We start from the raw sequence: 14,506 nt of genomic DNA, 5'->3' as shown, positions 1-14,506 counted from the left end.
CTAGAACTTAATGTTTATGGTTACGAATACTGTAGCGATACGCCATTGTATACCGAGACTATTGGCCCATTTAGTACGGATACTTCAATCTCGATCGTAGTCCCAGAAAATTCAAATATTATCTCAGAGACTGTAGTTGGAATATTCAACACCTGTAACGGCAACCCTGTAACCGATGGATACGTAGTACTTACCTATGGCGACCAGACGTTTATTGATGCCGTTAGCAATGGAGAATTTGAAATAAATCTGTTGCGCTGTACGGGAGAGAATACCTTTGTTTTAAAAGGAAACGACTATACCAATCTTCAATCTACAGGAAACATTAGCTATACGTTTACAACACCATTAACTGATGTTGGAGAAGTAAGTGCATGTAACGAAGTCGATGAGTTTATTCAATACACAATTGATAATGAGGAAACCGTATATATTCTTGAACCTATAAATACATACTATTCTGGTGAAGGTCAAGGACAGACAGTTACGTTTTTCCAAATTTGGGGCGGCTATCCTAATCAAGGAGAATGTATCTACATGGAAGCTCGGCTTCAAAGTCCTGAATATATCGGAACTTATGACAACTTAGATTCGAATAATCCTAGTGATACTGGTTTCTTTATTGGAGAATGTTTAAGCGTTTCTTATGAAAACAATAACATAATATACAATTTAAACAGTCTGGGTGATGTTGGTGAATATATAGATGTAAATTTTGCAGGAACATATGAGGATTACAACGGCAATCCGCATTCCATCTCAGGTATGGTTCACGTACTACGAGATAATTAACAGCACCTTTATTACCACTATAAAAAGCCTTCTCAATTGAGAAGGCTTTTAAATTTACAAGGTATAAGTCAACCTTAAGGTTATAAATCGTGGTTGTATAAATGTTTCTGAGCTAAATACTGAAATATTAGTGGCACCATTACTAATGTTAGAATCTATGTCTAAAATATTAGAAGCTCTCAACGAATACTCCCATTTCGCATCTCTATTTTTTCTATAGCGTAAAGATGCGTCCCAAGTTTTAAAGGCTTCTGTTTGCCCTTGTGTTTCTTGTTCCGTATAGGCAAAATCTGTAATGAATGTAACTGAATCCCAAACGTATGCATCAAAACGTATTGATGGTGCTCTCGTGATAAACTTGGTAGTATTAGAGCCCTGAACATTATCTCTAACCGTATAACCATAGCGCAATCTTACATTTGGTGCTTCTCTAAAATTAGTGCGTATTTCTGGTGTATAGTTTTGAGTAAAGTTTTCATTTAGAGATTGTCTTCCTTGTATAAACTGATTTAGCTTGCTATATGAGAAATTAGCTCTTAGTCTTGCTCTTACTTTTCCAAATGTACGTTCAACTCTACCAAACACACTCGCAGTCTCATCAGCAAATTGAGAATTAAAGAATGAGTTTGTTCTAATAACACTTTCAAAATCCGTTAATGATCTTATCTGATCAATGTTCTTACTGTAATTAACACTAGCAATTACATTGGTATAGTTAAACAAATTGAAACTTCTATAAAATAGACTCACATTATGAGTAAGTGCATTCTGCAATTCTGGATTTCCATATTGAATACTGTTAAAGTTATTAAGCACTAATCCTTCGGCAATATTGGTAACATCTGTAAATGTATTGGTCATTCTATAATTAAGCGTTAAGGATTCACTTTTCTTAAACTGAATAAGCGCTTCAAAGTCTGGTAGCACATCAAAGAAACTATCCTTAAAATTATTACCTAACTGAGTATTCTGGTTACTGTAGGCATGAAAAGAAACACCAGGAGTAAAGGTAAATTTCCCTGTTTTAAACCTATAATGCACACCCAAATAAACATCACTAAAGGTATAGTCTACATCATCATTTGTAGCTAATAAAGGTTCGCCTTCTAAATCTGTAATATTAGGGGTTGGATCTAAGCGTGTTCTATCATCTAGAAATTGAAAGATGTTAGAATCAAATTTTTGATTACTAAAAATAGTCCCTAATGTAAAATTGATATTGCTTTTTGAGTTTAGAATATTATAGTAATCTAACTTAGCATCTAATTTATTACTCTTAACGCGTCTGTCTTGATTTACATCGTAATTAATTTGATCTAAATCTAAACCTAATCCTTGAGCAGTCGTATCAAATGCATCTCTATCATCTGGGTCAACTTCATTATTATTTGTAGGATCGTTTTCCAATAAAGCATTGTAAAAAGGATCTTCATCACTCAAAAGATGTTGCACCTCTAACGCGAATATATTGTCCTCATTAAGCGTGAAATAGTAATTTAAATTTTGATTGATGCTATAAGGATTAACTTCATTTAGCTGATCTGTATCACCGACAACAGATGAAAACAAATTTTGACGCTCTTCCTCGTCTGATGCCCTTGCTATTACATCATAATCTAATTGATTGTTAAAGTTAGGTTTATATACCGCACTCAGCTTTGCAACAAATTGATTGGTAGCCTCTCTACCTCGTTGAATTGTTGATTCATCTGGAGGTAATCCTGCAGATTCATCCTGAGGTGTGGTAGGGTCGTCTTCAACCTCAATATAATCAAAGAAACTTTCTTCTCTGGTTCTCAATCTACTGCTATTGTATATTACAAAACCACTTAAATCAAGCGCTTTATTAGGTGAGTAACTAAAATTCGCAGTTGCTAATTTTGTGATTACTTCTTGAGCATTTGCGATATTTGTTAAACCACCTAGTCCATTATTCCCTAAATTAATATTGGTGCCACTGGTTCTACTTGGTAGACGGAATCCACCTCCAAATCCTCTAATATCTCTATTAGTCAAAGCTACCTCACCAATATTATTTAAATCTCCAATAACATTGATGCTATACTTTGGACTGTAATAGAATAACTTGGGTTGAAATAAATATAATTCGTCATTTGGTGAAGGTGCTTGACCTGCACCAGCTGTAATATCTCCAAACCAAAAATTCTCTTTCCCTTCCTTTAATTTTATATTAATGGCAACATTATTCTGATTATTCTGAACACCACTTAATTGCCCGACCTCAGCATAGTTACGTAATACTTGAATTTTATCTACAGCATTGGAAGGAATGTTTTTAGTCGCTAATTTGGTATCGCCATCAAAAAAGTCTTTTCCATTTACCATTAATTTTTGAACTGTATTACCTTCAACTTCAATCTGACCATCTTCATTAATTTCTACACCAGGTAATTTCTCTAATACATCTTCTAGCTTTCGTTCTGATCCGTTTTTAAAGGAATCAGCATTATATATAAGTGTATCTCCTTTAATTGTCACAGGCATTTCATAGGTTAACTCAACAGCATCTAATTCATTATCAGGTAATAGAGTGAAATCTCTGGTAATATTTGCTTCTTGTGTAGTTATTACTTCGTTTAGGGATTTTAATCCTATATAACTCACTTGTACTTTGTATTTTCCATTCTTACCTAAGGAAAGAATATACTTACCCTTATCATTTGTTACAGCATAAGACTCCAGAGCATTGGTTTCTTGATTTATAGCTATAACATTGGCAAGTTCTAAGGGTGTACCAATACTATCTTTAACAACACCTTGCATTTTTAATTGAGCAAAGGAACTGCTAGCTACTAAGGTTAAAAGTAGCACTAAAACTTTTTTCATTTGGTTTGTTTTCTTTAGGTTGGATGTTAACCCATTTCTAGTAAATGGATTACAAATTTGTATTGTCTGTTAAGTATAAATTAGTTACGTCTACCTCTTCCGCTATACATTTCTCTCATTTCTGTCATCTTTTTGGTGACAATATCATTGTACTCGGCTTGAGTTACTTCATCTCCTTTTTTAGGCTTATCAATATCTTCCTTCTCCTCAGGATTCATAACTATTTTGGTGCATAAAATTGTTGTTCTATCTGCATTCACTTCTAAGATCAACCCTGGAAGCCCCCAATAATCGTCAGGACCTTGATTTATTGGAATTTGAGGCGTATACCACGCAACTACTTCAATGGTCTTTGGCACTTCAATTTCATTCATTGGATCATCTGAATCTGCCTTTGCAGAATCACCTGTCTCTGAAGAGTCTTTCTTTTTTGGAGGTGGTTGTCTTCTTCTCATACTTCTCCAGTCAAACTCATCTACCACCTTTGTAGCTGTAGCCTTAAAACAAGTATATTGTCCAATCTGCTTGGTCTCAGTACCCATTTTCCACTCTAGAGGTTTTAAAGCATCTTTAATTAAAAACTGCTTGCCAAAAAATTCTTGGTCTTGCAAGAGCTCCTGGTCTTTTACATTTTTATATTTAGGTCCTCCAGTAAAACTACTAGCAAATCCACCCCATCCTCTACCAGATCCTGGAGCTTCTAATTTTTCATCTTCTTTATATATTGACTCCGATTTATTGAATGTTAGAATGTACTCTTTTTCTAAAAAGCTTTTCATACGTTCTTCAATACGCTTTTTCTGATCTGGGGACATTTCCCTTCCGCCCCATTGATCCATGTCCATTGTAGTTTTAGACATGTAATACGCCTTTCCTTGAAAATCGTCTTGAGCAAATGTATTTAAGCCAAAAAGTAAAGCAACGAAAGTGAAAGTGAGTTTAAGTAGTGATTTATTCATCTTGTCTATTAAGAATTGATTGTTTAACAAATGTAATTTAATGATCTGCCTACCACATTTGGTTTATCATAAAATTAACATGTCCTATTTTAATAATTACATCACTATGACTCTATAAAGCCCCGTTGGTTTATTTCACTAAAGTTAAACTATTGTTAAAAGACTAACTTCTTCTTCTACCACGATTATCTCTAAATTCTTTCATTTTGGCAGTAATCGTTTTTTGATATTCTGCCTTTGTAATTTCTTTACCTTTATCTGGTGCAACAATCTCAACGACCTCTTCTGGATTCAACACAATTTTAGAACATAGCATTGTTGTATTATCAGCACTTACTTCTAAAATCAATCCCGGTAAACCCCAATATTCTAGTGGTCCATGACGAACAGGAATCTGAACGGTATACCACGCTTCAATTTCTGTCATTTTTACCTCTGGTACTGTTACCACACCTGTTGAATCTGTTGTTGGTTCTTGATTTCTTAATCTATCCCAAGAAAAGTTATACCATGTCAACTCATTAGTTGGTATTGAAGCAGTAGCTTTAAAACACGTATAGTTTCCTATTTGTTTTGTTTCAGAACCCATTACCCATTCTATTGGTTGCAAATTATCCTTTACTAAGAATTTCTTACCATAAAACTCTTGTGTCTGAATCTGTGTGTTAGTTTTCACATTTTTATATTGATCACCTGGAGTAAAATTTTTACCCCAAGAATCAGTAGCACCAGTCATAGCATCCAATTTGTCTTCCTCCTCAAAAAATGATTCCTCCTTATTGAATGTCAGTACATAATTTTTCTCTAATCTATTCTTCATTCTTGCAGCAATTTGCTTTTTCTGAGCTTCGCTTAATCGTGCGCCCCATCTACCTAATTCCATTTTAGATTTTGAAAAATAATAGGCCTTACCTTGAAATTCTTGTTTAATCTCTGGTTTTGGATTAACTGAAAATGTGAATAGAAGTGCTAAAACACTGATTTTTAATAGTATTGATTTCATAACGGGATAAACTTTTAGTTATAATTGTTTAACAAATTTATAAATACATTAAACAATACTATCCTGTTTATCAAAATATTAACACTAAAAACCACAAGGTGATTTAGTTACTACTTCAACGATTTTGTTTATTTATTGGATTACCCTCTAATTGAGATGCTTATACTTTCACCTTCTCTACCATCATTTCGTGGTCTAAAACGTTCCATCATTTCTTTGGCTTTCTTATCCATAATCTTTTCATAAGCCTCTTGATTAACTTCTTTGCCCTTTGTAGGTTCCGTAATTTCAATTTTATCTTCTGGGTTAAGCACAATTTTGCTACATATAATGGTTAGCTTTCCATCATGAACTTCTAAAATTAATCCTGGTAATCCCTGATAGTTATCAGGTCCATTATTTACAGGTATTTGCGGTGTATACCATGCAGTAACTGTTCGCTCTTCCATTTCAGGTTCCTTCTCTTCTTCAACTTCGTCATCACTGCCAAAAGAAACCCTAGGTTTTTCAACCATTTTTGTATACGTTGCCTTAAAACATTGATATTCTCCGATATACTTTGTGTCAGATTCTAATTTCCAATCAATCTTTTCAATGTCATCTTTAACCAAAAAGATTTTACCATAGGTATCTACTTGGTCAGCATATCTTTGTTCTTTAGTGTTCTTGTAAAGCACATCAGAACCTCCACCTCCACCAATGGATACAATCTGAATACCATCACCCATACCAACATTTGGTTTGTCTAATTCTTCTTCTTGCTTATACAATGAAGCTTCTTTGTTGAAGGTAAGTAGAAATGTTTTCTGAAACTGCTTTTTCATCATTTCCATCATCCTTTCATGCATCTCAGAATTCATGGAGGTACTATCCATTTTAATGTCTACTTTTCTTTGCGTTTTATATGTTGCAACGCCTTGAAAATCTTGTGCATCAATAGCAGAAGTAAATACTAATGCTAAGGATATAACTAAAACTCTAATTATTGTTGTCATTTGATTGATATTATAATTATTCTTTATTCTTGTAATACTTAATTGCTGCATTTCTAATTTTCTCTACACGCTTTACAAATGCTTCTTCATCATCAGAAGTTCCTTCTACTTTGTAGGTCATGTTAGACTTTTTTCCATTAAACATAACTTCTCCGTTACACACTAACTTAAATGAAACCGATTGTTTTCCCTCACTTAGATCAAACATCTCTTTAATGTCATCTATTGTAAATGTAGATTCTAGTTCTTCAATATTATCTACTGTCACCACAACATCTACACTTTCTACTTTGGTTTCTTCGATCTCTTTTATTATTTCAATTTCTTCAACAGATTTAGTTTGGCTAAAGCCTAAAGAACCGATTAACAATAATAAAGGTAAAATTAATTTTTTCATGTTTTTATATTTTTTGATTAATACAGTACAAATATCTCAACTCAAACCAAGTATTTGAGTTAACTAGTGTTAACGTGTGTTAACCGATTCGTTAAACTATAGAAATACTTATACTTTTGATATATGAATGAAAAACGATATAGATGGATTTTATATGTTATTGTCACGGTAATTGTGGCAACAATAGCAATTCAAATCTATTGGAATTATAAGAATTACCTCAACAACAAACAGCAACTTATTAATGATGTTCAGGTTAGTTTAGATAAAGCTGTAGACGACTATTATGCTGATTTAGCAGAACGTACAACGGTTGGTATTTTTTTGGAAGGTGACCAACAAAAAGATGCCCTAACTGAAGGCGGAGAATTAGATCAATTATTTAACCAAATTGATAGTATTAAAGGTGAGTTTAAAACGCTAGATTCTTTAAAAATCAATAATGTTGAGGGCATCACAATTTTAAGAGGGTCAAAATTAGACTCCATGACCACAATTCATGACGAATTACATCCTACGTCTACACCAGACATTTTCAAAAAACGAATAGATAGCATAAAATCAAAAACTCTGGATTTTGAATTGAACGATATAGAAATGCTCACTTCTAAAATTGTGGTTTCAATAACAAATGACAGCTTAAATGTTTCAGAAGTTGATAGTCTTTTAAATGAAGAATTTAAAAGAAAACAAATTGAGGTTAAGAGTAAACTTACTTTTCATCAATCTGACATATTGCACCAATTAACCAAGGTTAAAGATTCAATTTCAAAAGCTGAAAGTAAAATTGGTGAGCATAGCCTTTCTGCTATTTCAAAATCTACTTTTCTACCAAAAGGAAGTATCTTAGAATTAAACTATAGTAATGAAACATTTACAATCCTTAAACGAAGTTTAAACGGTATTTTGATCTCGAGCATTTTAGTTTTAGCAGTAATTAGTTGCTTGTTTTATCTGTTGAAAATCATCAGAAACCAAAAGCAACTGGCTGAAGTAAAAAATGATTTGATAAGTAATATAACTCACGAGTTTAAAACACCAATTGCAACGATTGGAGTTGCTCTTGAAAGTATCAGTAATTTTAACGGTATAGATGATAAAGAAAAGACGAAAAAATACATTAACATGTCTTCTGATCAGCTAAACAAACTGAACCTAATGGTTGAAAAGTTATTAGAAACTGCCACTCTTGACAGCGACAATTTGAGCCTAAATAAAGAACTTATCAATATCAATGACCTTTTAAATTCTTTATTAAATAGATACGGTATCCAATTTCCCAACAAAACCTTTAATCTTAACTTAATGGTAGAAAATCTTATGGCTAAGGTTGATGCCTTTCATTTTGAAAATGCCGTTAATAACATATTAGATAATGCTGTAAAATACGGTGGCGACATTATATCAATTACACTACTATCAAAAGGCGAGAATTTTGAGATTACTATTGCAGACAATGGCAATTCTATAAATAAGACAAATAAGAGTAGAATTTTCGAAAAATTTTATCGCATACCTAAAGGCAATACACATGATGTAAAAGGATTTGGTATTGGACTTTATTACACCAAAACTATTGTTGAAAAACACAATGGTTCAATTAACTTAGATTTATCAAATAATTTAACCTCGTTTAAAATTACATTACCTAATGGCTAAAAAAATAAAACTCATTTTAGCAGAAGACGAAATTGCATTAGGTCAAATAATTAAAGAAAGTCTTGAAACAAGAGACTTTGATGTAATTCTATGTGAAAATGGCGAGAAAGCCTTTGAAAAATACAAGTCTGAACAACCTGAAATACTTGTTCTAGACGTAATGATGCCGAAAAAAGACGGCTTTACATTAGCTAAAGAAATCAGAGCAATTGACGATAGTATTCCCATTATTTTTCTTACAGCAAAATCTCAAACCGAAGATGTTGTAGAAGGGTTTTCAATTGGAGGAAATGACTACCTCAAAAAGCCATTTAGTATGGAAGAGCTCATAGTGAGAATTCATAATTTACTAAATAGAACCCAAGTTCAGAAAACTGCAGATATTTTAAATATTGGAGAATACCAATTTAATTTCCCAAAACAACTTCTACACTATAAAGAAGAAGCACCTTTACAACTTACACATAGAGAAGCACATTTATTATTTCATCTCATCAAAAATCAAAATAAAGTTTTAGACAGGTCTCTCATTCTTAATAAACTTTGGGGAACAGATGATTTCTTTTCTGCTAGAAGTATGGACGTGTTCATTTCTAAGTTGAGAAAAAAACTGAATAAGGATGATAGCATTCAAATTATAAATGTCCGAGGTTTTGGTTATAAACTTACCGTCTAGATAAAAACTAAATCAAAATTCACAGCGTTATACTGTGGCTCATTTTTTGTATTTTTCAGATCGGTATGAAAAAAATATTCTATTTATTCTTATTTGTAAGTACAGTTTGCTTTTCCCAAAAATCCATTAAAGCCAATTTAGCAGATTCAATGAAAATTGACGTCTTGGATATATTCGGAGTAGATACTTTTGGCACCATGTATTATTCAACTAATGACAACACATTTAACAAAAAAACAAAGGACACTACAATTACATATACCAATTATCAACTCAGTGAAATAAGCACTGCAAATACGTTTAATCCTTTAAAAATAAATCTCTTCTACAGGGATTTTAATTCGGTTATTATTCTAGATAATAGACTTGCTGAAATTTTTAAAATTGACTTCAACACGGTAGTTCCTTATAAGAATGTCAGTTATGTTTCTACTGGTTATGACAACACAATTTGGATTTTTAATCAGGACTTACAGCAATTAGAATTATACGATTACAAAACCAATAAAATAAGACTTAAAACAGTACCCATCCAATCCGAGGTACTAGACTTAAAGAGTGACTACAACTTCTGCTATCTACTTACTAAACAATTTTTATACGTCTATAATTACTTTGGCAGTTTGGTGAAAAAATTTCCTAATAACAACTATGATAAAATGGCATTTAGCAAAGCACATACTGTTTTGAAAAATGACAATCAACTCTATATTTTACCCAAAAACAATTCTGAAATCATACCAATTTCACATCCAAATTTGTTAATAAATCAGTTTTTGGTAACCAATGAAACCTTGTATATTTACAACGACGGAATTCTGCGTCAATATCAACTTAAACTAGAATAGATTATGCATGTTGCTGTTGCTGGAAATATAGGAGCTGGGAAGACTACGCTCACCAAATTACTTGCTAAACACTATAAATGGGAAGCGCAATTAGAAGATGTTGTAGACAATCCATACCTAGATGATTTTTACAATCAGATGGAACGTTGGAGCTTTAATTTGCAGGTATATTTCCTTAATAGCAGATTTCGTCAGGTAAACCAGATTCATAGCAGTGGCAAAGACATTATTCAAGATAGAACCATCTATGAAGATGCTCATATTTTTGCACCAAACCTTCATGCCATGGGTTTAATGACCAATCGCGATTTTGAGAACTATTCTTCGTTGTTTGATTTAATGGAATCTTTTGTAAAAGGACCTGATTTATTAATTTATCTAAGAAGTTCAATTCCAAATCTTGTTGCTCAGATTCACAAACGTGGTAGAGACTACGAAAATTCAATTAGTATTGACTATTTAAGCAGATTAAATGAGCGATACGAAGCATGGATTCATGGTTACAACAAGGGGAATCTTTTAATTATAGATGTTGATGACCTAGATTTTGTTGATAATCCTGAAGATCTGGGAGGTATTATAAATAAGATTGATGCACAAATTCACGGTTTATTCTAAGCAATAAACCCATGATTTCTGGCATGTAACAAAGCCTGTTCTCCATTTTCTACTATTAGTACAGGAACTTCGTTATAATCTTCAAAAAGAGTACTGATACGTTTCATACGTTTGGAATGCTCTACAGCTCTTAAGTATATTGCTGCTATTCTATTTGGAAATTCTTTTACGACATCTAAATAGATATAGGCATCTTTCTCTCCACAGTCACCAATTAAAATAAAATTGAGGTTGGGATACGTCTTTAGAATATTGAAAATTTCATGATACTTGTGTGCCAGTTCCATTTTTGGAGTTCTATCAAACGGAGTTCTAAAATCTCTTAGCAAAATTGGACCTTTAGGGAAATTATTGTTTTTTAAAAAAAACGCCAAGTATCGGTATAAATTCCAAGGACTATTGCTCACATAAAAAATGGGGTTTGCCTCTAAGTTTGTTTTTCCATTATGTAACAAATGATAAAACTCTGCGGAGCCCTCTAATGCCTTCCGTTTATGAGGTGTTTTAAACAATGTATTTACAACAACCCTCCACTTTAATCTAGAAGTAACACCTGTATGCAGAATAGTATCATCAATGTCGCTAATTACACCAAAGCTTGTATTTTGCCTTGGAATAAGCATTTTACCCTTGAACTTATTATTTAACTGAATCTGTCTTTTCTTACTATTGCTTTTGTAAGAGACATAATATTCTAGCCAACCTTCATCATCAATGTGATGTTTTAAGTTATCAGAAGATTTATCCAATAGGTAATACCCTTCTGCATCTGTGCTCGATTTAATAATTTCTTGATTAGGGAGGCTGATGACTAAAGGTGAATTTCTTATCTCATCAGTTTCAAAACGCTTCCAAGAGTTTAAAAGTAAACTAAACCAGTCCTTTTTATCTAAATCTATGTCCTCATCTTCTAAGGCCCTACCCTTCAAATAAAGGTGTTCATTAGTACCATAGGTATCAAAAGGTATTATCTGTAATGGATCTTTTTTAAACCAACTCAAATGAAAACAGTTTTTGAAAGTTTGAAGATACTAAAACTAGAATTTAAGTCTAGTTTGTAAATTAAAAAACTAAGGAAAATGTTAAAGTAACTATGACTTCAATTTTTAACAAGTAATTTAGTGGCATTACCGATTAAACTTCAAAAAACCAACTAATCATGAAGAAAATACTCGTCGTTCTTTTAGTACTATTTACTTACGGCACTGTTAGCGCACAATCTGAAAAAGAGGATAATATTCCTGTTCCTAACTATAGATTAGCATCTAAATATTCTCCTACAAACCTTGGGAAAATGGTGCACTCTACTTCAGTTAGACCAAATTGGTTAAAAAAAGGGAATCGATTTTGGTATCAATACAAAACTACAGAAGGCTCTAAATATTATATTGTTGATGCGGACAACAGAACTAAAAAAGAACTTTTTGATAATGAAAAAATGGCCAAATGGCTTACTGAAATCACCAAAGACCCATATGATGCAAAGCACCTACCTAAGTTCGATTTCAAGTTTGTGAAAAACGATACAGCAATTCAATTTTATGTTACCTCTACAGAGAAAGTAGAAGAAGTTAAGGAAGATAAAAACGAAGAAGACAAGCAAAAAAGGGATTCTACTTCTACCAAAAAGAAAAAAAGCAAACCAAAAATGGTAAATAAGATTTATCATTTTGAATATCGCCTTGGTGGTAATTCATTAATCGTATTAGATAATAAAAAGAAGGAAAAAGAAGAATGGAAAAAATGGGCCAATATTGCTCCAGATAGTTCGGTAGTTTTATTTTCTAAGAACTACAATCTTTATTGGATGGATAAAGAAAACTTTCTTAAAGCAGTAAAAAACGAGAAAGACTCTACAATAGTTGAAAATCAATGGACCAATGATGGTGAAGAAAATTATAGTTACGGTGGCAGAACAAGAGGAGAAAATAATGAGACCAAACTTAAAAATAAGGACAATCGAAAATATGTTGGAGGAACATGGTCTCACGATTCTAAAAAGTTTGTTTTCCAAAGACGAGATGCCAGACACATTAAAGATCTATGGGTAATCAACACAACATCTAGCAAAAGACCAACACTTGAAACCTACAAGTATCATATGCCAGGAGAAGATGAATTTTACAAAACAGAAATTCATGTTTTTGATATCCCATCAAAGAGCAGTATTAAGGTCAAAATAGATACGGTAAAACAACAAAGTATTCAAATTTATCGAGCACCTAGAAAAAAATCAACTTATAGAGATGATTTTCAACCATCTCTTTTATTATCCCAAAAGGGGAAAATATATTTCAATACTATAAGTCGGGACCGAAAAAAATTGGATATCTGTGTGGCAGATATAAATACTGGAGATGTTAAAGTATTAATAGAAGAACGCTTTAACACATACATTGAATCTAGACCATTAGTACTATTTAATAATGAAACAGAAATGTTGCACTGGGCTGAGCGTTCTGGTTGGGCTCATTATTACCTATATGATACAGAAGGTAATTTAAAAAATCAGGTGACAAGTGGTTCATATCATGTAGAACGTTCAATTGGCGTGGATGATAAAACAAGAACACTTTATTTTACAGCTCATGGCATTCCAAAAAATCAAGATCCTTACTATGAGCATATGTATAAGATAAACCTTAACGGTACGGCTTTAAGAGCTCTTAATCCTGGAGATTTTAATACTAATACAAGTATGGCCGATTCTAATAAATATTTTGTTAGTAATTATTCTAGAGTTAATACCACTCCGAAGTCAGAATTAAGGGATAGCAGCGGCAAAGTTGCTATGCAACTAGAGGAGGCAGATTTATCCCAATTGTTTGCATCTGGATATCAATTTCCAGAACCATTTAAAATGAAAGCTGATGATGGAATCACTGACATTTATGGTGTAATGTATAAGCCTTTTGATTTTGATGAAACAAAAAAATACCCACTACTAGAATATGTATATCCAGGTCCTCAGACCGAAGCTGTAAACAAATCATTTTCTGTACGGATGGATAGGTTAGATCGAATGGCTCAAGTAGGGTTTATTGTTGTTACCATGGGTAATCGAGGAGGTCATCCAGATAGGTCTAAATGGTATCACAATTATGGTTATGGGAACCTAAGGGATTATGGTTTAGCAGATAAAAAACATGTAGCTGAACAGTTATCAGATAAATATGGTTTTATTGACATCGAAAAAGTTGGAATTTATGGACATTCTGGAGGCGGATTCATGTCTACTGCAGCAATTTTAGTATACCCAGATTTCTTTAAAGCTGCAGTATCTTCTGCCGGGAACCATGACAACAATATCTATAATAGTTGGTGGAGCGAAACGCACCATGGTGTACAAGAAGAAATTGATGAAAATGGCAATGTAAAATATAAATACATGATTGATGACAATCAATCACTTGCTAAAAACTTGAAAGGACATTTAATGCTAATTACCGGTGATGTAGACAATAACGTTCATCCAGGTGGCACAATTCGAATGGCTCATGCATTGATAAAAGCAAACAAACGGTTTGATTTTATGCTAATGCCAGGCCAACGTCATGGTTTTGGCAATATGACAGAATACTCATTCTGGTTAAGAGCAGATCATTTCAGCAAGCATTTACTCAATCATGAAGCAACTAATATTGATATTACTGAAATGAATAGAGACAAACCAAAAGGCAAATAGCCTAAACTCTATTGAAAAGAAAAGCCC

General features: G+C 32.8%; 12 protein-coding genes. 6 read left to right on the top strand and 6 right to left on the bottom strand.

Annotated features, from left to right (window positions below; translation table 11 throughout):
• Positions 1-792: hypothetical protein (locus tag LBV24_RS13160; protein WP_224479121.1), on the top strand; the 792-nt coding region annotated here is incomplete at its 5' end.
• 54 nt (positions 793-846) lie between these two features.
• Here LBV24_RS13160 and LBV24_RS13155 read toward each other — a convergent pair.
• From LBV24_RS13155 to LBV24_RS13135, 5 genes are all read right to left on the bottom strand, one after another.
• A complete protein-coding gene (locus LBV24_RS13155) occupies positions 847-3,639 on the bottom strand; it encodes a carboxypeptidase regulatory-like domain-containing protein (RefSeq protein ID WP_224479120.1) in 2,793 nt (930 codons plus the stop codon).
• Positions 3,640-3,719: 80 nt separating this feature from the next.
• Positions 3,720-4,598 (bottom strand): GLPGLI family protein, encoded by an 879-nt coding sequence (locus tag LBV24_RS13150; protein ID WP_224479119.1) that lies wholly within the window; start codon positions 4,596-4,598, stop codon positions 3,720-3,722.
• 163 nt (positions 4,599-4,761) lie between these two features.
• A complete protein-coding gene (locus LBV24_RS13145; RefSeq protein ID WP_224479118.1) occupies positions 4,762-5,601 on the bottom strand; it encodes a GLPGLI family protein in 840 nt (279 codons plus the stop codon).
• 140 nt (positions 5,602-5,741) lie between these two features.
• Positions 5,742-6,596 carry a GLPGLI family protein gene (locus LBV24_RS13140; RefSeq protein ID WP_224479117.1) on the bottom strand — a complete coding sequence of 285 codons (855 nt, stop codon included), beginning with the start codon at positions 6,594-6,596 and terminating at the stop codon, positions 5,742-5,744.
• 16 nt (positions 6,597-6,612) lie between these two features.
• On the bottom strand, positions 6,613-6,993 hold the full coding sequence (locus LBV24_RS13135) for a hypothetical protein (RefSeq protein ID WP_224479116.1): 381 nt from the start codon (positions 6,991-6,993) through the stop codon (positions 6,613-6,615).
• Positions 6,994-7,116: 123 nt separating this feature from the next.
• Here LBV24_RS13135 and LBV24_RS13130 point away from each other — a divergent pair, with 123 nt between their 5' ends.
• The 4 genes from LBV24_RS13130 to LBV24_RS13115 all read left to right on the top strand — a co-directional run bounded on the left by LBV24_RS13130 (position 7,117) and on the right by LBV24_RS13115 (position 10,794).
• Positions 7,117-8,652 carry a sensor histidine kinase gene (locus tag LBV24_RS13130; RefSeq protein WP_224479115.1) on the top strand — a complete coding sequence of 512 codons (1,536 nt, stop codon included), beginning with the start codon at positions 7,117-7,119 and terminating at the stop codon, positions 8,650-8,652.
• On the top strand, positions 8,645-9,328 hold the full coding sequence (locus LBV24_RS13125) for a response regulator transcription factor (protein WP_224479114.1): 684 nt from the start codon (positions 8,645-8,647) through the stop codon (positions 9,326-9,328). The genes LBV24_RS13130 and LBV24_RS13125 overlap by 8 nt, the downstream gene beginning before the upstream one ends.
• 65 nt (positions 9,329-9,393) lie before the next feature.
• Positions 9,394-10,176: a hypothetical protein gene (locus tag LBV24_RS13120; RefSeq protein ID WP_224479113.1), complete on the top strand. Its 783-nt coding sequence runs from the start codon at positions 9,394-9,396 to the stop codon at positions 10,174-10,176.
• A 3-nt stretch (positions 10,177-10,179) separates the two neighbouring features.
• A complete protein-coding gene (locus LBV24_RS13115; RefSeq protein WP_114299811.1) occupies positions 10,180-10,794 on the top strand; it encodes a deoxynucleoside kinase in 615 nt (204 codons plus the stop codon).
• Here the strand turns inward: LBV24_RS13115 and LBV24_RS13110 are convergent.
• Positions 10,791-11,795, bottom strand: coding sequence for an App1 family protein (locus tag LBV24_RS13110; protein ID WP_224479112.1), 1,005 nt, complete (start codon positions 11,793-11,795; stop codon positions 10,791-10,793). The genes LBV24_RS13115 and LBV24_RS13110 overlap by 4 nt on opposite strands.
• 158 nt (positions 11,796-11,953) lie before the next feature.
• Here LBV24_RS13110 and LBV24_RS13105 point away from each other — a divergent pair, with 158 nt between their 5' ends.
• Positions 11,954-14,479 (top strand): S9 family peptidase, encoded by a 2,526-nt coding sequence (locus LBV24_RS13105; RefSeq protein WP_224479111.1) that lies wholly within the window; start codon positions 11,954-11,956, stop codon positions 14,477-14,479.
• Positions 14,480-14,506: the final 27 nt, after the last annotated feature.

Source organism: Winogradskyella vincentii, from assembly GCF_020166345.1.
In the GTDB taxonomy this organism is placed as follows: Bacteria; Bacteroidota; Bacteroidia; order Flavobacteriales; family Flavobacteriaceae; genus Winogradskyella; species Winogradskyella vincentii.
The sequence above is the reverse complement of the archived record's forward strand: the minus strand, read 5'-3'. Positions and strand labels throughout refer to the sequence as shown.